The organism is Streptomyces sp. NPDC014656 (assembly GCF_043084305.1).
GTDB lineage: Bacteria > Actinomycetota > Actinomycetes > Streptomycetales > Streptomycetaceae > Streptomyces.
Genome location: NZ_JBIBZN010000005.1, coordinates 481,300 through 507,538 on the forward strand (window position 1 = coordinate 481,300; position 26,239 = coordinate 507,538).

20 protein-coding genes are annotated in these 26,239 nt (G+C 74.0%); 18 read left to right on the top strand and 2 right to left on the bottom strand.

What is annotated here, in order from left to right; translation table 11 throughout:
• The first annotated feature begins 608 nt into the window (after positions 1-608).
• The 15 genes from ACF1ED_RS15575 (at position 609) to ACF1ED_RS15645 (ending at position 19,324) form a co-directional block, all read left to right on the top strand.
• Positions 609-1,790: an ROK family protein gene (locus ACF1ED_RS15575; RefSeq protein ID WP_391760551.1), complete on the top strand. Its 1,182-nt coding sequence runs from the start codon at positions 609-611 to the stop codon at positions 1,788-1,790.
• Positions 1,791-2,188: 398 nt separating this feature from the next.
• Positions 2,189-3,712 carry a sugar ABC transporter ATP-binding protein gene (locus tag ACF1ED_RS15580; protein WP_391760553.1) on the top strand — a complete coding sequence of 508 codons (1,524 nt, stop codon included), beginning with the start codon at positions 2,189-2,191 and terminating at the stop codon, positions 3,710-3,712.
• Complete coding sequence (locus tag ACF1ED_RS15585) at positions 3,709-4,740, top strand: ABC transporter permease (protein ID WP_391760555.1); 1,032 nt, start codon at positions 3,709-3,711, stop codon at positions 4,738-4,740. Before ACF1ED_RS15580 ends, ACF1ED_RS15585 begins: the two co-directional genes overlap by 4 nt.
• Positions 4,741-4,882: 142 nt before the next feature.
• A complete protein-coding gene (locus ACF1ED_RS15590; RefSeq protein WP_391760557.1) occupies positions 4,883-5,926 on the top strand; it encodes a substrate-binding domain-containing protein in 1,044 nt (347 codons plus the stop codon).
• Positions 5,927-6,001: 75 nt separating this feature from the next.
• Entirely contained in the window at positions 6,002-7,240 is a 1,239-nt protein-coding gene (locus tag ACF1ED_RS15595) for a Gfo/Idh/MocA family protein (protein ID WP_391760559.1), read from the top strand.
• Between the two features lie 29 nt (positions 7,241-7,269).
• On the top strand, positions 7,270-8,277 hold the full coding sequence (locus tag ACF1ED_RS15600) for a sugar phosphate isomerase/epimerase family protein (protein WP_391760561.1): 1,008 nt from the start codon (positions 7,270-7,272) through the stop codon (positions 8,275-8,277).
• 432 nt (positions 8,278-8,709) lie between these two features.
• Positions 8,710-9,828, top strand: a complete 1,119-nt coding sequence (locus tag ACF1ED_RS15605; RefSeq protein WP_391760563.1) for an inositol-3-phosphate synthase — start codon at positions 8,710-8,712, stop codon at positions 9,826-9,828.
• A 59-nt stretch (positions 9,829-9,887) separates the two neighbouring features.
• Entirely contained in the window at positions 9,888-10,922 is a 1,035-nt protein-coding gene (locus tag ACF1ED_RS15610) for an SCO3242 family prenyltransferase (RefSeq protein ID WP_391760742.1), read from the top strand.
• Positions 10,919-11,797, top strand: a complete 879-nt coding sequence (locus ACF1ED_RS15615; RefSeq protein WP_391760565.1) for a sugar phosphate isomerase/epimerase family protein — start codon at positions 10,919-10,921, stop codon at positions 11,795-11,797. Before ACF1ED_RS15610 ends, ACF1ED_RS15615 begins: the two co-directional genes overlap by 4 nt.
• The gene (locus ACF1ED_RS15620) at positions 11,794-12,423 is read left to right on the top strand and encodes an EboA domain-containing protein (RefSeq protein WP_391760567.1); all 630 of its coding nucleotides are present in this window, start codon (positions 11,794-11,796) and stop codon (positions 12,421-12,423) included. Before ACF1ED_RS15615 ends, ACF1ED_RS15620 begins: the two co-directional genes overlap by 4 nt.
• Entirely contained in the window at positions 12,423-13,271 is an 849-nt protein-coding gene (locus ACF1ED_RS15625) for a TatD family hydrolase (protein ID WP_391760569.1), read from the top strand. Before ACF1ED_RS15620 ends, ACF1ED_RS15625 begins: the two co-directional genes overlap by 1 nt.
• 9 nt (positions 13,272-13,280) lie before the next feature.
• Complete coding sequence (gene eboE / locus ACF1ED_RS15630) at positions 13,281-14,450, top strand: metabolite traffic protein EboE (RefSeq protein ID WP_391760571.1); 1,170 nt, start codon at positions 13,281-13,283, stop codon at positions 14,448-14,450.
• Positions 14,447-15,850, top strand: a complete 1,404-nt coding sequence (locus ACF1ED_RS15635; RefSeq protein ID WP_391760573.1) for an alkaline phosphatase family protein — start codon at positions 14,447-14,449, stop codon at positions 15,848-15,850. Before eboE ends, ACF1ED_RS15635 begins: the two co-directional genes overlap by 4 nt.
• Positions 15,851-15,908: 58 nt before the next feature.
• Entirely contained in the window at positions 15,909-17,069 is a 1,161-nt protein-coding gene (locus ACF1ED_RS15640) for a sugar phosphate isomerase/epimerase family protein (RefSeq protein WP_391760575.1), read from the top strand.
• Between the two features lie 134 nt (positions 17,070-17,203).
• A complete protein-coding gene (locus ACF1ED_RS15645; protein ID WP_391760577.1) occupies positions 17,204-19,324 on the top strand; it encodes a PQQ-dependent sugar dehydrogenase in 2,121 nt (706 codons plus the stop codon).
• Between the two features lie 105 nt (positions 19,325-19,429).
• Here the strand turns inward: ACF1ED_RS15645 and ACF1ED_RS15650 are convergent, their stop codons facing one another.
• Complete coding sequence (locus ACF1ED_RS15650) at positions 19,430-23,203, bottom strand: hypothetical protein (protein WP_391760579.1); 3,774 nt, start codon at positions 23,201-23,203, stop codon at positions 19,430-19,432.
• A gap of 416 nt (positions 23,204-23,619) precedes the next feature.
• Entirely contained in the window at positions 23,620-24,018 is a 399-nt protein-coding gene (locus ACF1ED_RS15655; protein ID WP_391760581.1) for a hypothetical protein, read from the bottom strand.
• 301 nt (positions 24,019-24,319) lie between these two features.
• Between ACF1ED_RS15655 and ACF1ED_RS15660 the strand changes: the two genes are divergently transcribed.
• The 3 genes from ACF1ED_RS15660 to ACF1ED_RS15670 all read left to right on the top strand — a co-directional run bounded on the left by ACF1ED_RS15660 (position 24,320) and on the right by ACF1ED_RS15670 (position 26,192).
• The gene (locus ACF1ED_RS15660; RefSeq protein WP_391760583.1) at positions 24,320-24,799 is read left to right on the top strand and encodes a hypothetical protein; all 480 of its coding nucleotides are present in this window, start codon (positions 24,320-24,322) and stop codon (positions 24,797-24,799) included.
• A 187-nt stretch (positions 24,800-24,986) separates the two neighbouring features.
• Complete coding sequence (locus tag ACF1ED_RS15665) at positions 24,987-25,361, top strand: VOC family protein (RefSeq protein WP_391760585.1); 375 nt, start codon at positions 24,987-24,989, stop codon at positions 25,359-25,361.
• Between the two features lie 132 nt (positions 25,362-25,493).
• Complete coding sequence (locus ACF1ED_RS15670; RefSeq protein WP_391760587.1) at positions 25,494-26,192, top strand: alpha/beta fold hydrolase; 699 nt, start codon at positions 25,494-25,496, stop codon at positions 26,190-26,192.
• Positions 26,193-26,239: the final 47 nt, after the last annotated feature.

Below are 26,239 nucleotides of genomic sequence, written 5' to 3' on the forward strand. Positions count from 1 at the left end.
TCCCGCGAAGACCGGGCATCACCCGGGCCCCGCACGGCACCAGCGCCGCCGTCGGCCTCACGCCGTGCGGGGTGGAGGGCGTGACGCTGTGGAGGGGGACCGGCCCCGGGGTCCAGGCCCCGGGGCCTGTCGCCGTAGAGAACCGCTGGACACTTCTGGCGCCCGGCCGCGCCCCGGACGGACCCGGCGATCGCGTCGTGCGCGCACTCGCCCTCGACGGCGCCCCGGCCGGTTCGACGGCGACCGGCCCGCCGCACCGGACGCGGCCGTCGAAGGCGCCGCCGCGATCGGCCTGGACCACCTCGTACGCGATCCGGTCTCCGCCTGCAACGCGGTGCGACTGCGCAGCGACCGCTCCGGGTTCCGTTCCCGCGCCGGCGCGTTCGAGGCCGTTCGCCCGCGCCGAGGGCCACGGCTTCCGGGCGTGGGGCGAGAAGGCCCCGTCTTTGTCCCGGGAGTGGAAGAAGTCGTGTTCGTTTCCTGCTCAAGTTCTTCCCAGGCCGGTGGAGCGCTGCTACGTTCCTCTCGAAAGCCCGGCGGAACGGCGACGCGGACGGGCATTCGGGTCCCCGGCCGAGGGCGGGGGAGGGGAGGGATTCGTGAGACGGATGACTGCTCGACCCGCGAACGTGCACCAGGCGCGGCTGCTCCGGCTGTTGCGTGACGGAGGCCCCAACTCCCGTGCGCAGCTGGGCGATCTGGTGGACCTGTCCCGTTCCAAACTGGCGGTCGAGGTGGACCGGCTGCTGGAGACGGGTCTGGTGGTCGCGGACGGGCTCGCCGCCTCCCGCGGCGGCCGGCGCTCGCACAACCTCCGGCTCGCCCCGGCGTTGCGCTTCCTCGGGGTCGACATCGGCGCCACTTCGATCGACGTCGCCGTCACCAATGCCGAACTCGAGGTCCTGGGCCACATCAACCAGCCCGTCGACGTACGCGAAGGCCCCGTAGCCGTCTTCGAACGGGTGCTGGCCATGGCGGACAAGCTGAAGGCCTCCGGAGTCGCGGAGGGTTTCGACGGCGCGGGGATCGGTGTCCCGGGTCCCGTCCGCTTCCCGGAGGGCGTGCCCGTCGCCCCGCCGATCATGCCCGGCTGGGACGGCTTCCCGGTCCGGGAGGCCCTCAGCCAGGACCTCGGCTGCCCGGTGATGGTCGACAACGACGTGAACCTGATGGCGATGGGGGAGCAGCACGCCGGTGTCGCGCGCTCCGTCGGCGACTACCTCTGCGTCAAGATCGGCACCGGTATCGGCTGCGGCATCGTGATCGGCGGTCAGGTCTACCGCGGGACGACGGGCAGCGCCGGCGACATCGGGCACATCCAGGTCCAGCCGGACGGCAGGGCCTGCGCCTGCGGCAACAGCGGCTGTCTGGAAGCTCACTTCAGCGGCGCGGCGCTGGCCCGCGACGCGGAGGACGCGGCGCGCACGGGCCGGTCCGCGCAGCTCGCCGCGCGGCTGGAGGCGGCCGGACAGCTGACCGCCGCGGACGTCTCGGCCGCCGCGGCGGCGGGCGACACCGTGGCGCTGGAGCTGATCCGGGAGGGCGGGCAGCGACTGGGCCAGGTCATCGCCGGCCTGGTCAGTTTCTTCAACCCGGGTCTCGTCGTCATCGGCGGCGGCGTCACCGGGCTCGGACACACACTGCTGGCCAGCATCCGCACCCAGGTCTACCGCCAGTCGTTGCCGCTCGCGACCGGCAACCTCCCCATCGTGCTGGGCGAACTGGGCCCCGCCGCCGGAGTGATCGGCGCGGCCCGGCTCATCAGCGATCACGTCTTCTCCCCGGCCTGACCCCGGCCGCACCGCTCCGATCCCGGCCTTACCGCTCCGACCGCTCCGACCGCTCCGCCCGCTTCACCGCTCTCACCGCCTCACCGGTCCGATCCCGGCCTCACCGGCCCGACTCCGGCCGGCCACGGACCGCCACCCCGGTCCTCCGCACGCCGAAAACCGTCCGTACCCGACCCGGCACGCCCGCACCTCACCGCACCGCCCCGCACCACCGGGCACCCCCACAGGTCCCGTACCCCACGAACCACCGCACCGGTCCCGTGGCCGTCAGGCGTACCCGCTCGCCCGGTACGCCCCGGCACGCCCGACGGCGCGCGCCTCTCCGAGCCGCCCGTCCGATCCGCCGCACCGCGCCCAGCCCTGTCTGCTCACGGCCGCACCCGCCGAGGGGATCCTTCATGGCACCACAACCACCCCTGCTCACGATGAACCGCATCACCAAGTCGTTCCCGGGCGTCCGCGCCCTCGACGGCGTCGACCTGGAAGTCCAGGCCGGCGAGGTCCACTGTCTCCTCGGCCAGAACGGCGCCGGCAAGTCCACCCTGATCAAGGTCCTCGCTGGAGCCCACCAGCCCGACGACGGCGAGATCACCTGGTGTGGCGAGCCCGTCTCCCTCACCTCGCCGATCGCGGCCATGCGGCTCGGCATCGCCACCATCTACCAGGAGCTGGACCTGGTCGACGGGCTGTCCGTCGCGGAGAACGTGTTCCTCGGGAACGAACCGACCTCCGCCGGATTCATCGTGCGCGGCGCCACCGCCCGCGCGGCCACCGCCCGGCTGCTGGAGCGCCTCGGCCACCCGGAGATCGATCCGGCGGGGCTCGTCGGCGAGCTGTCCGCGGCCCACCAGCAGATCGTCTCCATGGCCCGCGCGCTCTCCCACGAGGTGAGGCTGATCGTCATGGACGAGCCGTCCGCCGCACTCGACCCCGACGAGGTCGACAACCTCTTCCGCATCGTCGCCGACCTCACCGCCGACGGCGTCGCCGTCGTGTACATCTCGCACCGGCTCGAGGAGATCCGCCGCATCGGCGACCGGGTCACGGTCCTGAAGGACGGCCGTGCCGTCGCCGGCGGCCTGCCGGCCGACTCCACCCCGACCCGCGACGTCGTCGCCCTCATGACCGGGCGCACCGTCGAGCACGTCTTTCCCGACCGCCCCGACAGCGCCGCCGCCGCTGCCCGGGAGCCCGTCCTCAGGGTCGAAGGCCTCACCCGCGGCGGCGAGTTCGCCCCTCTCGACCTCGAACTGCGTCCCGGGGAGATCGTCGGCCTCGCCGGCCTGGTCGGCTCCGGGCGCAGCGAGATCCTGGAGACGATCTACGGGGCGCGCAAGCCCGACGCCGGCCGCGTCCTCGTCGACGGCGCCCCGCTGCGCCCCGGCAGCGTCCGCGCCGCCGTCCGGGCCGGGATCGGACTCGCCCCCGAGGAGCGCAAGGCACAGGGCCTGCTGATGCTGGAGTCCGTCGGCGGCAACGTCTCCGTCTCCACCCTCTCCCGCTACTCCCGCGCCGGCTGGCTCGACCGGCGTGCCGAGCGCGCCGCGGCGCACCGGGCGGTCCGCGAGCTGTCCCTGCGGCCCGACGACCCGGACGCCGCGATCAGGACGCTGTCCGGCGGCAACCAGCAGAAGGCGGTGCTCGCGCGCTGGCTGCTGCGCGGCTGCAAGGTGCTCCTCCTCGACGAGCCGACCCGGGGCGTCGACATCGGCGCCCGGGCCGAGCTCTACGCAGTGATCCGCCGGCTGGCCGACGAAGGCCTGGCCGTGCTGCTCGTCTCCAGCGAGGTTCCCGAGGTCCTCGGGCTCGCCGACCGCGTGCTGGTGCTCCGCGAAGGCACCGTCGTGCACACGGCGGAGGCCCGGGAGCTCGACGAGCACCGCGTACTCGATCTCGTGATGGAAGGGAACCCGACGCCATGACGCAGCCGGCCTCCACCGCCCGGAAGGACGCGCCGACGTCCGCAGCCGCCTCCGCGACGGAGGGGAGGGGGACACGCCGACCGCCGGGCCTGCGGTGGGACGTGCGCAGCCTGTCGCTCCTCGGCGTCCTCGCCGTCCTCGTCGCCGTCGGCGGGATCACCCGGCCCGACGAGTTCCTGGCCGCGAGCAACCTCCAGCTCGTCCTGACCCAGGCGTCCGTCATCGGCGTCGTCACCGTCGGCATGACGTTCGTCATCACGAGCGGCGGCATCGACCTGTCGGTGGGCGCGATCGTGGCGCTCGCGTCGGTGTGGGCGACGACCGTGGCCACCCAGGAGTTCGGCTTCGCGGGCATCCTGTTCACCGCGGTGGTCGTCGGGGTCGGCTGCGGCCTCGTGAACGGCGTGCTGATCGCGTACGGCGGCATGGTGCCGTTCATCGCCACCCTGGCCATGCTGGCCGCCGCCCGCGGTCTGGCGCTCCAGATCACGGACGGCAGGACCCAGATCGTGACCGTGACCGACGTGCTCGACCTCGGGGTCAGGGACGCCTACGTCCTCGGCGTCCCGCCCCTCGTGCTCGTCTTCGCCGCCGTGACCGTCGTCGGATGGCTGCTGCTCAACCGGACGACGTTCGGCCGCCGCACCGTCGCCGTCGGCGGCAACGCGGAAGCCGCCCGGCTCGCCGGCATCGACGTGCGCCGCCAGCGCCTCTACCTGTACCTGCTGTCCGGCCTGTGCTGCGGGATCGCCGCCTTCATGCTCATCGTGCTCGCCGGATCCGGCCAGAACACCAACGGCAACCTCTACGAACTCGACGCCATCGCCGCCGCCATCATCGGCGGCACCCTCCTCAGCGGCGGACGCGGCACCATCGTCGGCTCCGTCCTCGGCGTCCTGATCTTCACCACCATCACGAACATCTTCGCCCTGAACAACCTGGAGACCGCCGTCCAGCAGATCGCCAAGGGCGCGATCATCGTGGCCGCCGTCCTCGTCCAGCGCCGCACCCTGCGCGGCGACGCCTGACCCCGGGCGCCCACCGTCCGGCCCGTCCGGCACCGCGCCCCCCGGCCACCACCGGCCCCCTCGGCCACCACCGAGCCCCCGTCGTCCCCGCCCCGCGTGACCTCCCCTCACCCGCCCCGCCCAGTCGAAGGGTTGATCCGTCATGTCCCGAACCTCCCCCAGCCGCAGAGGACTTCTGTTCGGCACCGCCGCCGTCTCCGCCGGAGCCCTGCTGACCGCCTGCACCAGCAACGAGCCCGAGCGGCAGGAACAGGCGGCCGGCAACACCCCGGCCGCCGAAGACAAGCCCGGCAAGCACGTCACCATCGGCTTCGCCGGACCCCAGGCCGACCACGGCTGGCTCAACGCCATCAACCAGAACGCCAAGTCCCGCGCAGGGAAGTACTCCGACGTCACCCTGGAGATCACCGAGGGCTCCAACGACACCGCCGCCCAGATCGGCCAGGTGCAGACCCTGATCAACAAGAAGGTCGACGTCCTCGTCATCCTCCCCGCCGACGGCAAGGCGCTCACCCAGGTCGGACTCCAGGCCATGCGGGCGGGCATCCCCGTCGTCAACCTGGACCGCGTCTTCGCCTCCCCGCAGGCCTACCGCTGCTGGATCGGCGGGGACAACTACGGCATGGGCCTCAATGCCGGCACCTACATCGGCGAACAGCTCAAGGACAAGCCGAACGCCAAGGTCGTCGAACTCGCCGGCCTGGACAACCTCGAACTGACCCGGCAGCGGACCCAGGGCTTCGACGACGCCCTGAAGAACTACCCCAACATCACCAAGGTCGCCCGCCAGGCCGCCGACTTCACCGTCGAGTCCGGCCAGGCCAAGATGGCCCAACTGCTGCAGGCCCAGTCGGCGTTCGACGCCCTGTGGAACCACGACGACGACCAGGGCGTCGGCGCGCTCCGCGCCATCGCGCAGGCCGGGCGCGACGACTTCCTGATGGTCGGCGGCGCCGGAGCCAAGTCCGCCATGGACGCCATCAAGGCCGGCAACGGCGTCCTCAAGGCCACCGTGCTGTACCCCCCGACCATGGCGGCATCGGCCATCGACCTGGCCCGCGCGCTCGGCCAGGGCAAGGGCATCGGCGGCATGGCCGAGCTGGAGATCCCGTCCGCGCTGACGCTCTACTCCGCCGTCGTCACCAAGGACAACGTCGACGAGTACCTGCCCACCGGCTTCAACTGACCGGACCGGGCCCGGGGGAACGCCCGAACCGCAGCACACCGATGAGACAGTGACTCTCCGACCAGGAGGAACCGTATGGAACAGCGGCACAGCGACGCGACCGCGCCGCCCGAACTCGGCGTCGGCATGGTCGGATACGCGTTCATGGGCGCCGCGCACTCACAGGGGTGGCGCAACGTGAGCCGCGTTTTCGACCTGCCGCTGCGGCCCGTCCTCGCGGCGGTCGCCGGCCGGGACGCGGACGCGGTGCGCGCCGCGGCCGGCCGGCACGGCTGGGCGGCGACGGAGACGGACTGGCGAGCCCTGATCGCCCGGGACGACGTGCAGCTCGTCGACATCTGCACCCCGGGAAACAGCCATGCGGAGATCGCGATCGCCGCCCTGGAAGCCGGCAAGCACGTCCTGTGCGAGAAGCCGCTCGCGAACTCGGTGGCCGAGGCCGAGGCCATGGCCGCCGCCGCCGACGCCGCCCGCGCACGGGGGCAGCTGGCGATGGTCGGCTTCAACTACCGGCGGGTGCCCGCCCTTTCGTACGCCCGCCGGCTCATCGCCGACGGCCGGCTCGGCACCCTGCGCCACGTCCGGGTGAGCTATCTCCAGGACTGGCTGGTCGATCCCGACTTCCCGCTGACCTGGCGGCTGGAGCGCGAGCAGGCCGGATCGGGGGCGCTGGGCGACCTCGGGGCGCACATCGTCGACCTGGCGCAGTACCTGGCGGGGGAACCGATCGTCGGCGTGTCGGCCCAGACGGAGACCTTCGTACGGGAACGGCCCCGGCTCGCGGTCGCGTCGACCGGCCTGACCGCGTCGACCGGCCCGGCCGCGTCCGCCGGCGTGCCGCGCGGGCCGGTGACCGTCGACGACGCGGCCGTGTTCACCGGCCGGCTCGCCTCGGGGGCCCTGGCCGCCTTCGAGGTGAGCCGGATGGCCTCCGGGCGCAAGAACGCCCTTCGTCTGGAGATCAACGGGGAACGGGGCTCGCTCGCCTTCGACCTGGAGCGGCTCAACGAACTCTCCTTCCACGACCACGGCGAACCCGCCGCCATCGCGGGCTTCCGGCGGATCCTCGTCACCGAGGCCGACCACCCCTACCTGGAGGCATGGTGGCCGCCGGGCCACACCCTCGGCTACGAACACACCTTCACCCACCAGGCCCGCGACCTGGTCGCCGCGATAGCCGCCGGCACCGACCCCTCCCCGTCCTTCGCCGACGGGCTGCGGGTGCAGCGCGTCCTCGCCGCGGTGGAGGAGAGCGCACAGAAGAACGCCGTCTACACCCCCGTCCAGGAACTGCCGCCCGAGGTCCGTCGGTGACCCGGCGGGACTCACGGTTTGGAGGCTCCATGCCACGTCCGTTCACCCTGTTCACCGGCCAGTGGGCCGATCTGCCGCTGGAGGAGGTCTGCCGGCTGGCCCGCGACTTCGGCTACGACGGACTGGAACTCGCCTGCTGGGGCGACCACTTCGAGGTCGACAAGGCCCTCGCCGACCCCTCGTACCTGGCGGGCCGGCACGCCCTGCTCGACAAGTACGGCCTCCGGTGCTGGGCGATCTCCAACCACCTGGTGGGCCAAGCGGTCTGCGACCATCCGATCGACGAGCGGCACCAGGGCATCCTGCCGGCCCGGATCTGGGGTGACGGGGAACCCGAAGGCGTACGGCGGCGCGCCGCCGCCGAGCTGCGGGACACGGCGCGCGCCGCGGCGGCCTTCGGCGTCGACACCGTCGTCGGCTTCACCGGCTCCTCCATCTGGCACCTGGTGGCCATGTTCCCGCCCGTCCCGGAGCACATGATCGAGCGCGGGTACGAGGACTTCGCCGAACGCTGGAACCCGATCCTCGACGTCTTCGACGCCGAGGGCGTCCGCTTCGCCCACGAGGTCCATCCGGGCGAGATCGCCTACGACTACTGGACGACGCGCCGCGCCCTGGAGGCGGTGGGACACCGGCCGGCCTTCGGGCTCAACTTCGACCCCAGCCACTTCGTCTGGCAGGACCTGGACCCGGTCGGCTTCCTCTACGACTTCCGGGACCGGATCTACCACGTCGACTGCAAGGAGGCGCGCAAACGCCTCGACGGCCGCAACGGGAGGCTCGGTTCCCACCTGCCCTGGGGCGACCCGCGGCGCGGCTGGGACTTCGTCTCCGCCGGGCACGGAGACGTGCCCTGGGAGGACGTCTTCCGCATGCTGCGGTCCATCGGCTACGAGGGGCCCGTCTCGGTCGAGTGGGAGGACGCGGGGATGGACCGGCTCACCGGCGCGCCCCAGGCGCTGGCGCATCTGAAGCGGTTCGACTTCGATCCGCCGGCCGCCTCGTTCGACGCCGCCTTCTCCGGCGGCGACCGGTAGGACCCCCGGTCGGAGCCCGGTGGCGGAGGCGCCACCGGGCGGTCCGGCACGCCCGGAACCGCCTTTGTCCTGACCCTGGAGAAAGTTCGGCCCAACTGCCGCGCAAGGGCTTTCGGTTCCGGACGAACGCGGCTACGGTCCCCTCTCGTAACCACCGCCCCGGTCTCCCCGTCACCCCCGCCGCGGTGTTCTCGCACTCACCGTCACGGCCCTCTCGCCCCCGCCACCCCGGCCCCCTCGCCCCACCGCGCAGCCGGCCCCGGAGCGACCGTCCCCCTTCCCGCCGGAGCGACCCCCTTCCCGCCGCACCGGCCCACCGCCCACCGCCGGCTCCCGGCCCCGGCCCCGACCCGGCGGCGGACACCGAGGCACCGCACCTCACCCGAGCCCTCCACCGCAACACACCCCTCGACATGGCAGGGAGGCAGCCCCATGACTGACAGGCACCCACGCACCGGAGTCTGGTTCGTCGGAGCACGCGGCTCCGTGGCGACCACGGCCGTGGCCGGATGCGCGGCGGTCCGCGCCGGACTCCACCCGGCGACGGGCATGGTCACCGAGACGCCCGCGTTCACCGGCACCGGGCTGCCGTCCCTGTCCGCACTCGTCTTCGGCGGCCACGAGACCGCCTCCTGCCCGCTCCCCAAGCGGGCCGAACACCTCACCGGCGCCGGCGTGCTCCCGCCCGGCCTCGCCGCCGCCGTCCACCCCGAACTCGCCGCAGCGGACCAGGAGATACGCCCCGGAGGCCCGATCCCGGGCGACCCCCGCACCGACGACGAACTCGTCACCGACTTCGCCGCCGACCTCGTGTCCTTCCGCACCCGCCGCGCCCTGGCCCGCGTGGTCGTCGTCAACGTCTCCTCCACGGAGCCGCTGCCCGCGCCCGACGCCGTACGACTGCCGCCCAGCTCCCTCTACGCCGCCGCGGCCCTGCGGGCAGGCTGCCCGTACGTCGACTTCACGCCGTCCACCGGGCTGCGCACCCCGGACCTCTCGGCCGCCGCCGAGGCCGGCGGGCTTCCCCACGCGGGCCGCGACGGCAAGACCGGTCAGACCCTGCTGCGCGCCGTGCTCGCCCCCATGTTCGTCCAGCGCGCCCTGGACGTACGGGCCTGGTCCGGCACCAACCTGCTGGGCGGCGGCGACGGGGCGGCCCTGGCCGACCCCGCCGCCGCGGCGGCGAAGAACGCCGGCAAGGAACGCGTCCTCGCCGAGACCCTCGGCCACGTGCCGGAGGGCCGGGTCCACATCGACGACGTCCCCGCGCTCGGCGACTGGAAGACCGCCTGGGACCACGTCGCCTTCGAGGGCTTCCTCGGCTCCCGCATGATCCTCCAGACCATCTGGCAGGGCTGCGACTCCGCCCTCGCCGCGCCCCTCGTCCTCGACCTGGCCCGGCTGGTCGCCCGCGCCCACGAGGCCGGGATCTCCGGGCCGCTCCCGGAGCTCGGCTTCTACTTCAAGGACCCGGACGGCGGCCCCGCGGGCCTCTCGGAGCAGTTCGCCGCGCTGCTGGCGTTCGCCGGCCGTCTGCGGGAGGCGAAGTGACCCGCTCCCTCCCCGCCCCGGCGCGCCCCTCGGAGCCCCGCCGCCGGCGCCGGGACCGGCTGCGGGACTGGGCCGAACTGCTCCGCGTCTCCGCGCTGTTCACCGTGCCCGGAGACGCCCTCGCCGGCGGGGCGGCCACCGGACTGCGCGCCAACCGGGGCACGGCGTACGCCATCGGCGCCTCGCTCTGCCTCTACGAGGCGGGCATGGCGCTCAACGACTGGGCCGACCGCGAAGAGGACGCCGTCGACCGCCCCCACCGCCCCCTGCCCTCCGGCCGGATCGCACCGGCCGCGGCGCTGGGCGCGGCCGGGCTCCTGACGGCGGCGGGCCTGCTCCTCGCCGCCCGCGCGGGCCGGCCCGCGGGCGCGGTGGCCACGGCGCTGGCCGGGACGGTGTGGGCGTACGACCTCCACCTGAAGCACACCCCCGCGGCCCCGGCGGCGATGGCCGCGGCCCGCGCCCTCGACCTCGTGCTGGGCGCGACGGCCACGGCGTCCGCGCACACGCCCGGCCGACGACCCGCCGCCACGACAGGGGGCGCGAGACCGACCCGCGCCCTCGTCCCGGGCACCACGCCGACGAGGCCCGCGCGCGTCACGGCATCCGCCACCACGAGGCCCGCCGCCGTGGCCTCCGCCGCCGCGGCGCGCGCCGCGACGCCTCGTACCGCCCTCCGCGTCGCGGCCCCCGCCGCCGCGCTCGCCGCCCACACCTACGCCGTCACCGCCGTCTCGCGGCACGAGGCACGGGGCGGATCGACGCTCGCCCCGCTCGCGGCGCTCGGTGCGACCGCCGTCCTCGGGACCGCCACCGCCCTCGGCGCGCTCCGGGCACCGGAACGCGCGACGCCGGGGCTCCCCCCGGTGCTGCCGGCCGCCGCCTACGTGCGCACCGCCGCCGTCCCCCTGCTGCACGCCGCGCTCAACCCGTCCCCCCACCTCACCCAGCGCGCCGTCGGCGGCGGGATCCGCGCCGTGATCCCGCTCCAGGCCGCCCTCGCCGCCCGGTCCGGGGCGGACGTCACCGGGTGCTGCCTGCTGGGACTCGTCCCCCTCGCCCGTACCCTCGCACGGAAGGTGAGCCCCACATGAGCCGGCAGCGGCCGCTCCGCTTCGGATACGGCACCAACGGACTCACCGACCTCCGCCTCGACGACGCCCTCGGTCTGCTCGCGGAGCTGGGCTACGACGGCGTCGGGCTCACGCTCGACCACATGCACCTGGACCCGTCGGCCCCCGGCCTCGCCGCCCGCACCGCCCGGGTCGCCCGCCGGCTCGGCCGGCTCGGCCTCACCGCCACCGTCGAGACCGGGGCCCGGTACGTGCTCGACCCGCGCCGCAAGCACGGCCCGTCGCTGCTCGACCCCGACCCGCGGGACCGTGCCGCCCGCCGGCGCCTGCTGGTCAAGGCCGTCCGCGTCGCGGCGGACCTCGGCGCGCACGCCGTGCACTGCTTCAGCGGCGTCGTCCCGCCCGGCACCGGAGCCGACACGGCCTGGCGGCGCCTGGAGGAGGAGCTGGAGCCCGTGCTCGACGCCGCCGACGGCGCCGGCGTGCCGATCGCGATCGAACCCGAACCGGGACACCTCCTCGCCACCCTCGACGACTTCCACCGGCTGCGCGCGGCGCTCGGCGACCCCGCACCCCTCGGCCTCACCCTCGACATCGGCCACTGCCAGTGCCTGGAGACGGCCCCGCCCGCCGAGTGCGTCCGCGCGGCGGCGCCCTGGCTGCGCCACGTGCAGATCGAGGACATGCGGCGCGGCGTGCACGAGCACCTGCCGTTCGGCGACGGCGAGATCGACTTCCCGCCCGTCCTGGACGCCCTCGCCGCCACCGGCTACCAGGGCCTCACCGTCGTCGAACTGCCCCGCCACTCCCACGCCGGCCCCCGGCTGGCCGCCTCCTCGCTCGCCTTCCTCCACGACGCGGCGGCCACCGCCACGAAGGGAGCACCGGCACCGTGACGCCACCACCCCCCTGGACCCGTGACCGGATCGCCGGCCGACTGCCCGACGACAGCGCCCGCACCTGGTTCGACGAGGCCCTGACCGAGGCCGCGCACGCCGCGACGACACCCCCGGCGCCATCCGCCGCGCCCGGCTGGGAGCTCTCCTTCGCCGCCGCCGGACGGCACTGCGGCCCGGACGTCGCGGACGCCGTGCGCACCCTGCTGCTGATCGAGGCCCGGGCCGACGCCGGGACACTGAGCCGGCTCTACCGGCACGGCAGCGCCGCCGAGCGCCGCGCGGTGCTCCACGCGCTGCCGTACCTCGTCGACGGCCCGCACGCCACCCACCTCGTCGACGACGCCCTGCGCACCCACGACACCCGGCTGATCGCCGCCGCGCTGGGCCCCTACGCCGCCGCCCACCTGGCCCCGCACGCCTGGCGCCACGCCGTCCTGAAGTGCCTCTTCACCGGCGTACCGCTGAGCGCCGTCGCGGACCTGGCACGGCGGGCCGCGGGCGACGCCGAACTCGCCCGCATGCTCACCGCCTACGCGGCCGAACGCACCGCCGCGGGCCGCGACGTCCCCCGCGATCTCGCTCACGCCCTGACCCTGACCGGCGCACAGACCGAGGAGCCGTGATGCGCATCTTCGACCCGCACATCCACATGACGTCACGCACCACCGACGACTACGAGGCGATGCGCGCCGCCGGGGTACGCGCCGTCGTCGAACCCTCCTTCTGGCTCGGCCAGCCGCGCACCTCGCCGGCCAGCTTCCTCGACTACTTCGACGCGCTCCTCGGCTGGGAACCGTTCCGCGCCGCCCAGTACGGCATCGCCCACCACTGCGCCCTCGCGCTCAACCCCAAGGAGGCCAACGACCCGCGCTGCACGCCCGTCCTCGACGCGCTGCCCCGCTACCTCGTCAAGGACTCCGTCGTCGCCATCGGCGAGATCGGCTACGACGCGATGACCCCCGCCGAGGACCACGCGCTCGCCGCCCAGCTCGGGCTCGCCGCCGAGCACGGCCTGCCCGCCCTGGTCCACACCCCGCACCGGGACAAGCTCGCCGGACTCCGGCGCACCCTCGACGTCGTCCGCGAGTCGGACCTCCCCGCCGAGCGGGTCCTGCTCGACCACCTCAACGAGACGACGGTCGCCGCCGCGCTCGACAGCGGCTGCTGGCTCGGCTTCTCCGTCTACCCGGACACCAAGATGGACGAGGACCGCATGGTGACGATCCTGCGGACCCACGGCACCGAGAGGATCCTCGTGAACTCGGCCGCCGACTGGGGGAGGAGCGACCCGCTCACCCCGCGCAAGGTCGCCGACGCCATGCTCGCGGCCGGCTTCACCGACGACGACGTCGACCGGGTCCTGTGGCGCAACCCCGTCGCCTTCTACGGCCTCAGCGGCCGCCTCCAGCTCGACGCCCCCACCCCGGACGCGCTGCACGAGGGCAACTCCGTGCTCCGCGGCGGGGAATGAGGAGGACCCGTGCGCTTCCGCCACCCGGACGGCACCGTCGTCCACCTCTCCTACTGCACCAACGTCCACCCCGCCGAAACCCTCGACGGCGTGCTCGCCCAGCTCCGCGACCACTGCGAACCGGTGCGCAGACGCCTGGGACGCGACCGGCTCGGCATCGGCCTGTGGCTCGCCAGGCCCGCCGCCCGCGCCCTGACCGCCGACCCCGCGGCCCTGCGCGCGCTCCGGGCCGAGCTGGACCACCGCGGCCTCGAAGTCGTCACCCTCAACGGCTTCCCCTACGAGGGATTCGGCGCGCAGGAGGTCAAGTACCGCGTCTACCGGCCCGACTGGACCGAACCGGAACGCCTCGCCCACACCACCGACCTCGCCCGCCTCCTCGCCGCCCTCCTCCCCGACGACGTCACCGACGGCACCCTCTCCACCCTGCCGCTCGCCTGGCGCACCGGCTTCGACGAGCACGCCGCCGGCACCGCCCGCGCGGCGCTCACCACCCTGACGGAACGGCTCGACGCCCTGGAGGAGCTGACCGGCAAGTCGATCCGCGTCGCCCTCGAACCGGAACCCGGCTGCGTGGTGGAGACCACCGCCGACGCCATCGGACCGCTCACCGCCCTGCCCGGCGACCGCGTCGGCGTATGCGTCGACACGTGCCACCTCGCCACCTCCTTCGAAGACCCGGCCACGGCGCTCGCCGCACTCGACGCCGCCGGCATCGGCATCCCCAAGGCCCAGCTGTCGGCCGCCCTGCACGCCGACCACCCCCACCGGCCCGAGGTGCGCGCCGCCCTCGCGGCCTTCGCCGAACCGCGCTTCCTGCACCAGACCCGCACCCTCACCGCCGACGGACCGCGCGGCACCGACGACCTGCCCGAGGCCCTCTCGGGCGGCTCCCTGCCCGACACGGCCCCCTGGCGCGCCCACTTCCACGTCCCCCTGCACGCCCCGCCCGCCCCGCCGCTCACCTCCACCCTCCCCGTCCTCCAGGACGCCCTGACCCGTCTGGTGGGAGGCCCCCGGCCGCGCACCCGCCACCTGGAGGTCGAGACGTACACCTGGCAGGCGCTCCCGCCCGCGGCACGACCCCGCGACCGCGCCCGGCTCGCCGACGGCATCGCCGCCGAACTCGCCCTCGCCCGCGACCTGCTCACCGACCTCGGCCTGAAGGAACTGCCGTGAGCGACACGAAGACCCCGGCCGGCCACCGCCCGACCCCCCTCCTGGTCCTGGACGTCGTCGGCCTCACCCCCCGGCTCCTCACCCACATGCCACGCCTCCGGGCACTCGCCGCCTCCGGCTCGCAGGCCCCCCTGTCCACCGTGCTGCCGGCCGTCACCTGCACGGCCCAGTCCACCTTCCTCACCGGCACCCTCCCCGCCGAGCACGGCATCGTCGGCAACGGCTGGTACTTCCGCGAACTCGGCGACGTCCTGCTGTGGCGCCAGCACAACGGCCTGGTCGCCGGCGACAGGATCTGGGACGCCGCCCGCCGCGTCCACCCCGGCTACAGCGTGGCCAACATCTGCTGGTGGTACGCGATGGGCGCCGACACCGACATCACCGTCACCCCCCGCCCCGTCTACTACGCCGACGGACGCAAGGAACCCGACTGCTACACGCGTCCCCCGGACCTCCACGACGAACTCACCGAGAAGTTCGGCACGTTCCCCCTCTTCCAGTTCTGGGGGCCGGGCGCCGGCATCGCCTCCAGCCGGTGGATCGCGGACGCGACCCGCCACATCCTGCGCACCCGCCGCCCCGACCTGGCGCTCTGCTACCTGCCGCACCTCGACTACGACCTCCAGCGGTACGGCCCCGACGACCCCCGCTCGTACCGTGCCGCCGCCGAACTCGACGCCGTCATCGCGCCCCTGCTCGACGAAGCCCGCGCCGAGGGCCGCACGGTCGTCGCCCTGTCCGAGTACGGGATCACCCGCGTCAGCCGCCCCGTCGACGTCAACCGCGCCCTGCGGCGCGCCGGGCTCCTCGACGTCCACACCCAGGACGGCATGGAGTACCTCGACCCGATGGCCTCCCGGGCCTTCGCCGTCGCCGACCACCAGCTCGCCCACGTCTACGTCCGCCGCCCCGAGGACCTCGCGGCCACCCGCGCGGCCCTCCAGGACCTGCCCGGCGTCGACCGGCTCCTCGACGACGAGGGAAAGAAGGCACATGGCCTGGACCACCCCCGCTCCGGCGAGCTCGTCGCCGTCGCCGCCCCCGACGCCTGGTTCACGTACTACTACTGGCTGGACGACGCGCGCGCCCCCGACTTCGCCCGGCTCGTCGAAATCCACCGGAAGCCGGGCTACGACCCCGCCGAGCTGTTCATGGACCCCCAGGACCCCTACGTGCGGCTCAGGGCGGCCACCGCCGTGGCCCGCAAGAAGGCGGGCATGCGCTACCGCCTCGCGGTCGTGCCCCTGGACCCCTCGCCCGTCCGCGGCAGCCACGGCCGGCTCCCCGCGAGCGACGACGAAGGCCCGCTCATCCTCTGCTCCACCCCCCGCGCCCTGTCCGGCCGCACCGCGGCCACCGAGGTGAAGTCCCTCCTCCTCCGGCTCGCCGGCCTCGCCTGAGCCGGCCGCCGCCCCCGTACCGCACCCGCACCCCCGTGACAACGAAAGCGAGAACGCCGTGACCCCGTCCCACGAAGAGACCGCCACCGGCGACGCGCTCCGCCGCACGCTCGGCGTCAGCCGCCGCCGCTTCCTCGGCACCTGCACGGCCACCGCGGCCGTGGCGATCGCCGCCCCCGTCTTCGGCGCCTCGCCGGCACTGGCGCGGACCGAGCCGGAGACGGTCGAGGACCACGGCCGTTCCGCCCTGGTCCCGCCGGACAAGCGCGGACTGATCCTCTACACCGTCCGGGACGCGGTGGCCCGCGACCCGCTGGCCTCGGACCTGCCGTCCGGCTTCCGCGAGGTGTTCCAGCGGCTGGCGCGCTTCGGGTACAAGCAGGTCGAATTCGCCGGCTACCGCCAGCACGCCAACGCCCCCGGCGGCGCGGACCTGGGCACCGTCGAGGGCGCGAAGCTGCTGCGCTCCTGGCTCGACGCGTACGGCCTGCGCGCGCAGGGCAGCCACGGATTCATCCCCGGCTCCTGGCCGCTGACCCCGGCCGACCTGGACGCGTTCCAGCGGGCCCTGGAGATCGCCAACATCCTCGGCATGGAGCACATGGGCACCGGCGGCGACCCCACCGGAAGCCCCTACCGCGCCGACTGGGACGCGGCCGCCGAGAAGTGGAACGCGCTGGGCGCCCTCGCCGCCCGGGAGGGAGTCAAGCTCTACACCCACAACCACGACAGCGCCTACGACTTCCTCCTCGACGGCGGCCCGCTCGACGCCCAGGGCCGACCGACCCGCAGCTCCGGCATCCGGAAGCTGGAGTACTTCCTGACGGTGAGCGACCCCGGCAGCGTCTACCTGGAACTGGACGTCTTCTGGGCGCACGTGGCCCAGTACAAGTTCCACACGTACACCGCCCACGACGGCTCGCGGCACGAGCAGGTCTTCGACCCGGCCGGGCTCGTGGCCCGCCACACCCGCCGCTTCCCGCTCTTCCACGCCAAGGACGGCGCGGTCAACCCCCAGAGCGGCATGGGCTACGACATGGTGCCGTTCGGCACCGGCGACATCGACTACCGCCGGTTCTTCACCCGGGTCGGGGCGAAGAACCGGCACCACCCGATGGTCGAGCAGGACACCGCGCCGAGCACCGCCGTCCCCGGCCAGTCGCTGGAGTACGCCCGGATCGGCTACGACAACCTCGCGGCCCTCCGCGCCCGCCGCTGACCCCGCCCCCGCCCTCCACCGCGACATCCCGCCCGGCGCTCTCTCCGGCGCCGGGCGGGACGCGGGCCCCGGCCGCCCCGCGGCCCGCCCGCGTACGACGCATCGCCCCGAACCAGAGACGAATGGAGTTCCGCGTGCGCAACAGACGGATCGTCACCCTCCTGGGAACGGCGGTGCTGGCCGGGACCCTCGGGCTGCTGCCCCTCTCCCCGGTCCAGGCCACCGCCCCGGACACGACCCCACCGGCCCCCTCGGCCTTCCAGAAGGTCACCCTCAACGACCGGCCGGGCGAGCCCATGGCCCTCGCCGTCCTGCCCGACCTGCGGGTACTGCACACGGCGCGCACCGGCGAGATCCGGATCCACGACCCGAAGAGCGGCGTGAACTTCCTCGCCGCCGACATGAAGAAGAGCCCCGCCGGCCTCTACCAGCACGACGAGGAAGGCGTGCAGGGCATCGCCGTCGACCCCGACTTCGCCAAGAACCACTGGGTCTACCTCTACTACTCGCCCCGCCTCGACACCCCCATGGACGACCCGGCCACGCCCGGCGTGAACGAAGGAGACGCCCCCCAGTCCGGCACGCCCGCCGACTTCGCGAAGTACCAGGGCCACACCCGACTGTCGCGGTTCAAGCTCACCGGCAACAAGCTGGACTTCGGCTCCGAGCAGAAGATCATCGACATCCCCGCCGACCGGGGCATCTGCTGCCACGTCGGCGGCAAGATCGACTTCGACCACCGGGGCAACCTGTTCCTGTCGACCGGCGACGACTCCAACCCCTTCTCCTCGGACGGCTACGCCCCGATCGACGACCGCCCCGACCGCAACCCGGTCTACGACGCCCGCCGCACCTCCGGCAACAGCAACGACCTGCGCGGCAAGGTGCTGCGCATCAAGGTCAAGCGCCACGGCGGCTACGTGGTCCCGGACGGCAACCTGTTCGCGCCCGGCACGCCCAAGACCCGCCCCGAGATCTACGCCATGGGCCTGCGCAACCCCTTCCGCTTCGGCGTGGACGAACGGACCGGCGCCGTCTACGTCGGCGACTACTCGCCCGACGCCTCCCGGGCCAACCCGGACCGCGGCCCCCAGGGCCAGGGCCGCTGGATGGTCATCGACCGCCCCGCCAACTACGGCTGGCCGTTCTGCGTGACCCGGGACCAGCCCTACCAGGACTACGACTTCGCCACCCAGAAGTCCGGCGGCGCCTTCGACTGCGCCAAGCCCGTCAACGACTCGCGCCACAACACCGGCCTGAGCGAGCTGCCGCCCGTCACGGACGCCGAGGTCGTCTACGGCTACGGCGCCTCCGCGGAGTTCCCGGAACTCGGCACCGGCGGCATCGGCCCCATGGGCGGCCCGGCCTACCGCTACGACCGGCGCAACACCGCCGAGAACCGCTGGCCCGCGTACTTCGACGGCAAGCCGCTCTTCTACGAGTGGACCCGCGACCAGCTGAAGGCCATCACCCTCGGCAGGAGGAACGAGGTCCTCGCGATCGAGGACGCCGCCCCGTCGATCAGGACGGACGGCCCGATCGACGCCGAGTTCGGCCCCGACGGCGCGCTCTACGTCCTGGAGTACGGCACCGGGTACTTCGCGGAACTGCCCGAGGCCCAGCTCTCCCGCATCGACTACACGCGGGGCAACCGCACCCCGGAACCCAAGGCCGCCGCGGACGTGGTCAACGGAGTCAACCCGCTGACGGTGCGCTTCTCCAGCGCCGGCACCAAGGACGCCGACGGTGACGCGCTCCGCTACGCGTGGGACTTCGACGCCGACGGCGCGGTGGACTCCACACAGGCCGACCCCACCCACACGTTCACGGCGAACGGCGTCTTCGACGCCACGCTGAAGGTCACCGACAGCACCGGACGCTCGGCCTCGGTCTCCGTCCCGGTCGTCGTCGGCAACAAGGCACCGGTCGTCTCCCTCACCACCGACCCGGCCCCCCACGGCGGCACGGCGTTCCACTGGGGGGACACCGTCACCTGGAAGGTCGACATCACCGACGACCAGCCCGTGGACTGCTCAAAGGTCACCGTCTCGTTCATCCTCGGCCACGACGCACACGGACACCCGCTGTCGTCGAGCAACGGCTGCTCCGGGTCGTTCCGGACGTTCGTGGACGGCGGCCACTCCGGCGCGGACAACCTGAAGGCCGTCTTCAACGCCACCTACAAGGACACGCCCCCGGCGGGACTGCCGTCCCTCTCGGGCAGCGCCGAGGTGGCCCTGACCCCGGCCGACTGACGCACGGCAGGCCCGAACGGGCGGGGCGCCACCCCTCGGGGCGGCGCCCCGCGACCCACGACGACGCGACGACCGGGGCCCGCACACCCGCGGGCCCCGGTCGCCTCACGGCGCTGACGTGCTGGTGGACGGGGGCTGCCCCGACTCCGAGGACCGCGGTCCGGCCCGCTGCGACGCCGCGCTCAACTCCTCCAGCAGGTCCCGCACCAGGCTCTGCAAGGCGTCGCCGTCCAGGCGCGCGAGCTCCGTGACGACCCTCGGGCCGAACGAGAGGGACAGGGCTTCCGCGAAGAGCCGGCGCGAGCCCGTCGCACGGGCGATCCCGGCGAGGGCGCGGGCCCGGTGCCCCGGATGGGGGAGCGCTCGGGCGAGGTCCAGCCCCCGGGCCGGGGAGCCGCCTTCGGCCAGGGCCACGGCGACCTCCGCCCGGTCCCCTTCCGCCGGCTTCGGAACGAGAGCGAGAGCGGCGTCGACGGCCCCGTCGCGGTCCCCGCACCTCGCCGCCGCGACGGCGATGCCCGCGAAGGCCTCGGTCCGGCTGTCCTCGTCCGTGAGGGTGCGGGCGAGTTCCAGCGCCGCCCCGTGGTCCCCGGATTCCGCGACGGCCACGGCGATGCCCGCGAGGGCCTCGGCACGCAGTTCGGCGTGCGGGATGGTGCGGGCGAGCTCGACGGCCGCCTCTCGCTCCCCGGCCGCCGCCGCGAACCCGGTGATGTCCGACAGGGTGCGGGCCTGAAGGACGGGCAGGGTGAGGGACCGGGCGGCCTCGACGGCCCCGTGGAGATCCCCGGCCTCCGCCAGCGACACGGCGATGCCCGCCTGCGCCTCCTGCCGCCGCCCCGGATGCGCGAGCGTGCGGGCGAGCTCGACGGCCGCGTCACGTTCTCCGGCCCTGGCCATGAGCGTCGCGATGGAACCGATCGTCCGCCCTTGCCACGAGGGGACGCCGACCGTGCGGGCGCGCCCGATCGCGGCCTCGTGCCTCCCCGCCGCCGCCAGGGCCACGGCGATGTCCGCGAGCGCCCAGGCCCGGGGATCGGCATGGGGGACGGCTTCGGCGAGCTCGACCGCCGCGTCGTACGCGCCGGCTTCCGCCAGCGCCCGGGCCACGTCGGCCAGCGTCCAGGCCCGCTCCTCGTGGTGCGCGATGCCACGGGCCAGCCCGGGGACGGAACCGACCAGCCCGGCGGTGGCCGCGGCGAACTCGGGCCCGACCGCCGCCGACGCCCCGATAGCGGCAGCCAGCAACCGCATCCGGTGGGCGGCGGCACTGCTGTGGGCGAGGCGGGCCGCCCTCTCGGCCAACTGATGGGCGGCCGCCGCGTTTCCCGCCTCGGCCATCGCCTCGGCCGTGATCCCGAGCACGTCCAGGTCGGTGACGAGATCGGTGGTGTCGCAGGCCAGCTCGATGGCCGCCCGATGGGCACCGAGCCGTGCCGCGGCCAGTACGATGCCCTCGAACGCGCTGGCCCGGGCGTCGGCGTCGGCGATCGCATGGGCGAGGCCGACCGCCGCCTCGTGGTCCCCGCTCTCGGCCGTCGCCCGGGAGACTCCGGTGAACGCCCAGGCCCGCGCCTCGGGGTCCGCGATGGTGCGGGCGAGCGCGACGCCGCCGTCCGGGTCCCGGGCCGCCGCCATCGCCCGGCAGATTCCCATGAGCGCCTGGGCCTGCTGCGCGGGGTCGGTGATCGTACGGGCGAGCTCGACCGCCGCGTCGTGGTCCCCGTTCTCGGCCGTCACGCGGGCGACCTCGGTGAGCGTCCGGGCCTGCTGCTCGGTGTCGGTGATGGTGCGGGCCAGCGCGGCTGCTCCCGCGTGGTCGCCGGCCTCCGCCATGGCCACCGTGATGCCCGTGAGCGCCTGGGCGCGTTGCCCGGGGTGCCCGAGAGTGCCGGCGAGTTCGATCGCCTGGCCGTACTCCCCTCCTTCCGCCATGGCCACGGCGATACCCGTGAACGCCTCGCCCCGCTGCTCGGTGCCGGTGACGGTGTGGGCCAGCGCGGCGGCCCCGGTGTGATCGCCGGCCTCCGCCATGGCCCACGCGACGCCGGTCAGCGCGCGTGCCCGCTGCCCGGGGTCGGGGATGCCACGGGCCAGCCCGACCGCGTCCTCGTACGCGCCTGCCTCCGCCATCGCTCTGGCCACGCTGGTGACGGCGTGTGCCCGCAGCTCGGGAACAGCGATCTCCCGGGCGAGCCGGACGGCGGCACCGTGCTCCCCGGCCGCCCCCATGGCCACGGCGATGCTCGTCATCGCCTCGGCGCGCCGGCCGCGATCGGCGAGGGAGGCGGCCAGCCGGGTCGCGTGCTCCCACCGGGAACGGGCGGCCAGGGCCTGCGTGATCTCCGCGAGGGCCCTGGACCGCGTCTCGGGGGCGGGGAAGGCCTGAGCCGCTTCGATGACGTGCGCGGTCGCCTCGGCCGTGGTGCCGGCCGCGGTCAGGATGCTGCCCAGCAGGGTCTCTCCCCGTGTGCCGGCCAGGTGGCTCCGCTGCGTCGCGGCGGTCACGGCCCGGCGCAGCAGGCCCAGCCGGGCCCAGGTGGTGATGACGGTCGCGGGCAACACGTCGGCGGTGTGCTGGAGGCTCTCCCGGTGATGGGCGAGCCGGACGCAGGCGGTCAGGTCGGGCGCGGACGTGGACGTGGACGCGGGCGTGGGTGTGGGTGTGGGCGTGGACGTGGACGTGGGTGTGGTGGCGAGGTGGAGGCGGAAGGCGTCGGCGATCTCGGTGAACGTCTGGCTGTCGGTGCCGGTGGTCTGCCACAGGCATTCGTGCCGGGCGCGATCGGTCGCCAGTGCGGTCAGGCGCGCGGTGTCCCTGAGCTCATGGAGCAGTTGGGGATACCCGCTCAGCAGGTACTCGGAGGTGGCCGCGGGCCACGCGTCCCGCCGGGCGCGGTCGGCCCAGGCGTGGATACGGGCGCGGTAGCCGTTCAGCTCGCCGTGGTCGAGGAGGCCGCGGGCACCGTGGAGGAGGTCTTGATGGGCGAACGAGTAGAGGACTTCCGGCCGGCCTTCGGCGTCGGTCGTCCACTGGGCGGGCCGGTGCTGGAAGGCCCGCCCGGTGCTGCCGCCGAGGACGAGTTCGATCCGCCGCCGCGGGGCGGTGCCGAGCCGGGCGAAGTCGGCGGGGCTGAGCCCGCCCCCGGCGGCCGCGGTCAGACCGACCAGTTCGAGGCTCAGCCCGCCGGAGGCGATGAGGGCTTCGAGGTTGCGCTCGGCGTCGGCACGCACCGCCTGCGCGGCGGGTGAGACGGCCAGCTCGTGGTCGATGGCGTCGGTCAGGAGAGGTCCGGTCAGGACGTCGGCGGGGACCGGCGGGTGGGGCCGGCCGGCGAGGATGACCCTCATTCCGGCCGGTGGCGTGTGCGGCAGGCAGGCCGCGATGCTGTCGCCGCCCACCGCGCTGGGGAGACCGGCGTCCTCGTCCATGCCGTCCACGACGAGGACGAGACGGCGCCCGGTGGCCCGGGCCCGGGCGGCGGCCCGTTCGAGGCCGTCCAGGAATCCGCCGGGGGCGGAGCAGTCGACGTCACCGTCCTGGAGGTAGGCGCGGAGCTGCCCTTCGAGCGTGCTCAGGAAGGCCGTGCGGTCGGCGCGGCCGGCCATGCGCGCGGTGACGAAGAAGGCGAGGACGTCGACGCCTTCGGGCGGGTGGAGAACGAACTGGGCCATCAGCGCGGTCTTCCCGGCCCAGGCGGGCCCCAGCCACCGCCAGTACCCGCCGTGCCGCCCGCCACCCTCACCGTCCTCGGCGGCCTCACCGCCCCCACCGCCCCCACCGTCCTCGGCGGCCGTCACGAAGGCGGCCATGGCCGCGAGCTCCTCCTCGCGGCCTTCGAACCGGTCGGTGGCCGCGAGGTGCCGGACTTCACGCACATACGCCGACCGCGGGCGCGGGGCCGGGGGAGCGACGACGAGATCGCCTTCGATCCGGATCCGATTGCCGTCACCGCTGACACCGAGACCGATCCCCCCGCCGGCGGTGACCGCCCGCTCGCCCCCGACCGCCACCGCGCCGCCTTCGACGAGGTTCGTACCGACGAACCTGTGGGCGACCGGGGCTGGGGCTGGGGCTGGGGCCGGGGGCGGGGGCGGGGGCGGGGGCGGGGCAGGGGCCGGGGGCGAGGTGGGGACCTCGGCCGGAACGGACGCACCCGGACCGGACGCACCCGGACCGGACGCACCCGGGCAGCCCGTACCGCCGGAGCCGAGCGATCCATCCGGACCAGGAGGAACCGGCGTCGACTCCTCCGAGGAGGAGCCACGGGACCGCCGCCGGGGTAACCGCCACTTCATTCCTGCGCGTTCCCGTCCCCCGTGACCGCTTCACCGATGCCGCCCACCGCGGCGACGCCCCGCTCACCCGGAACGGGCGCACCGGATACCGGGTCCGAGGACGTTCCTGGCGAGGGTGCCTCGGGCGCAGGCCCGCGGAAACGATTGTTGTCACCGGTGACAGCACGCCCGATGCCCCGCCCGGACTGGACCGAGCGGGCACCGGCAGCCGGTGGACCCGCAGCCGCGGGCCCGGCCTGGGCGGGCCGGTTCAGCCCGTACACGGCCAGCGCGACGCCACCGACACCCGTCACCGCGCCCACCACACTCGCCACGCGGTCCCCGGTGTCCAGATCCACCAGCAGAGAGACGAGCACCAGGGCGACGGCCACCGACGCCGACAGCACGCAGACCACCCACCAGAGCCACCGCCTGCCCCTGGAACCATCCATCCCCGTCACCCCTCCCAGCCCGCCGTCACCAGCCCATCCGGACGAGTGTCCAGCCTCCCCCAGGGCACCGCCACCCCTCTGGAAGACCGAAGGCAGGCACCCACGAACACCACGAACCGCTCTTCCCCGCCCCGCCCACGCCCCGAAGAACATCACCCCTCGTACCGAAAGCGGCTCCTGAACCGTGAGCGGTCAGGGTTCAAGAGCCGGGACCAAGGCACAAATCTGTTCGACCCGGACGCGCCGTGAGGGGAATCATGGACGAGTGACGCCGACCGAAGCAGCAGCAGTAGAGGCTCTCCAGGACCACGCAGCCCTGTGGAGCATGGGAGAGATCCGCGCGAGCGAGGTCGTCGATGCCGCCTGTGACGCGCTCGTCGCCGGACTCGACACCCCCGGCCTTCGGATCCTCGCCGCCTGCACGCGCGCCGAGGCGGACTACGACATTCACGACCTGCTTCCCGCAGCGCTCGCCGAACTCGGCCTCACCTTCTACCCGGTCGCCAGTGAAGCCGGCCAGGAAGCCGCCGCCCGGTCCCTCGCACGCCACATGCTCGCCGGCGAACTCACGCCCCGGGAGTTCACCTTCCGGATCCACCAGCGCTACGGGCATCGGCTGCCCCTGACCGAGCGCCTTGCCGCACTCGACGACGAGTACGACATCCTCGAATACGGCGACAGGACCGTGGACCAGCTCGATGCAGAGGTCACGGCCGAAGCCCGCCGCCTCGCAGCCCACCCCTAGGTTCCCGCCGGATCCACGGCCCGGAAGGTGCGGAACACGCGGTCGTCCCGGACGGTGGCACCGGAGGCGTCCCCGCTGGGACGCTCATGCCGCATCAGGCGACGTCCGCCCTGTCGTGTCGCGCGGACTGACTCACTCCGGTGCCGACGCATGGTGACGGCGGGTACGGGGCTCTCGGACAGGCGCCATGTGGTGGGGCACCACGATCGAAGCGCCGGACCCCAGCGGTTTGGCGAAGTTCCACGCCGAACTCCTCGATGGGCACATCGGGCACGAAGAGCCGGGAACAGCCGTTGTGGCCGCCTCACCGCAGGGACCGTTCTTCGTGTTCCAGCAGGCGGAGGGCCATCGGTCCCCGGTGTGGCCACCGGCCGACGGTGACCAGCGCCCGATGACGCCCTTCGACTTCCAGGTAGGCGACCTGGACTCGGCGGTCGCCGAGGCGGTGGCCCTGGGGGCCACCCTCGCGGAGATCCCACCACGGGAGAACGTCCGGGTGCTCTTCGACGGCTCAAGGCAGCGCTTCAGGTCCCAGGGCAGGCGGTCATCGCTGTGGAGGTGACGCCGCTGCGGGCGAGCGGTGACCCGGCGGCCCGTTTCACGAGGTGAGGGCGGTCGCCCACGTGGTTCGTCCAGGGGCGAGACCGAAGATATCTTCAAGGCGATCGTCGGGCTGCCCCGCTACGGTGCGGCCATGGTGAATTTTGTGCTGGTCGCAGGTGCGCGGCTCGGGGCGTGGGCGTGGGACGAGGTGGTGCCGCATCTGCGTGCGGCCGGCCACGGCGTCCACCCGTTGACGCTGTCCGGTCTCGCTGACAGACGGGGCGTACCGGCGGGACAGCAGACCCACGTCCAGGACATCGTTGCCGAGGTCGAACGCCAGGGTCTGCGTGACGTCGTCCTGGTCGGTCACAGCTATTCGGGGATCCCGGTCGGTCAGGCCGCGGAGCGGATCGGCGAGCGGCTGGCCCGCGTGGTGTTCGTCGACTCCAGTGTTCCCACTGATGGCGAGTCGTTTGTCGCCGCCTGGCCGGACGGCGGGGCGGGGGTGAAGGCATCGATCGCCGAGAACGGAGGGTTCTGGCCGCTCGCGCCCGCGACTCACTACGACGGTGAGGGCCTCACCGATGCGCAGATCGCACGCCTCGTGCGTGGCTCGACACCGCACCCGGGCGCCACGCTGACCGAACCCGCCGTGCTCGCAGGGCCGCTCGGTGAACTTCCGGGGACGTACATCCAGTGTCTGCTCGGCGGTGCTGAGCTCGACGACGACGTGGCAGAGCTGCTGAAAAGCAAGCACTGGCGGTTGGTGACGATGGACACCGGCCACTGGCCGATGTTCTCCCAGCCGTGTGAACTGGCACAGATCCTGCTTGGCGCGGCCGGGGAGTGATGCGGGCCCGAACTCGCGCGCTCCGTTCGGGTGCGTAGCACATGTGC

What these genes read in the sequence shown, in the direction of transcription:
- ACF1ED_RS15575 (WP_391760551.1), top strand. Translation starts at nt 609, where the DNA reads ATGACTGCTCGACCCGCGAACGTGCACCAGGCGCGGCTGCTCCGGCTG.
- ACF1ED_RS15580 (WP_391760553.1), top strand. Translation starts at nt 2,189, where the DNA reads ATGGCACCACAACCACCCCTGCTCACGATGAACCGCATCACCAAGTCG.
- ACF1ED_RS15585 (WP_391760555.1), top strand. Translation starts at nt 3,709, where the DNA reads ATGACGCAGCCGGCCTCCACCGCCCGGAAGGACGCGCCGACGTCCGCA.
- ACF1ED_RS15590 (WP_391760557.1), top strand. Translation starts at nt 4,883, where the DNA reads ATGTCCCGAACCTCCCCCAGCCGCAGAGGACTTCTGTTCGGCACCGCC.
- ACF1ED_RS15595 (WP_391760559.1), top strand. Translation starts at nt 6,002, where the DNA reads ATGGAACAGCGGCACAGCGACGCGACCGCGCCGCCCGAACTCGGCGTC.
- ACF1ED_RS15600 (WP_391760561.1), top strand. Translation starts at nt 7,270, where the DNA reads ATGCCACGTCCGTTCACCCTGTTCACCGGCCAGTGGGCCGATCTGCCG.
- ACF1ED_RS15605 (WP_391760563.1), top strand. Translation starts at nt 8,710, where the DNA reads ATGACTGACAGGCACCCACGCACCGGAGTCTGGTTCGTCGGAGCACGC.
- ACF1ED_RS15615 (WP_391760565.1), top strand. Translation starts at nt 10,919, where the DNA reads ATGAGCCGGCAGCGGCCGCTCCGCTTCGGATACGGCACCAACGGACTC.
- ACF1ED_RS15625 (WP_391760569.1), top strand. Translation starts at nt 12,423, where the DNA reads ATGCGCATCTTCGACCCGCACATCCACATGACGTCACGCACCACCGAC.
- ACF1ED_RS15665 (WP_391760585.1), top strand. Translation starts at nt 24,987, where the DNA reads ATGTGGTGGGGCACCACGATCGAAGCGCCGGACCCCAGCGGTTTGGCG.
- ACF1ED_RS15670 (WP_391760587.1), top strand. Translation starts at nt 25,494, where the DNA reads ATGGTGAATTTTGTGCTGGTCGCAGGTGCGCGGCTCGGGGCGTGGGCG.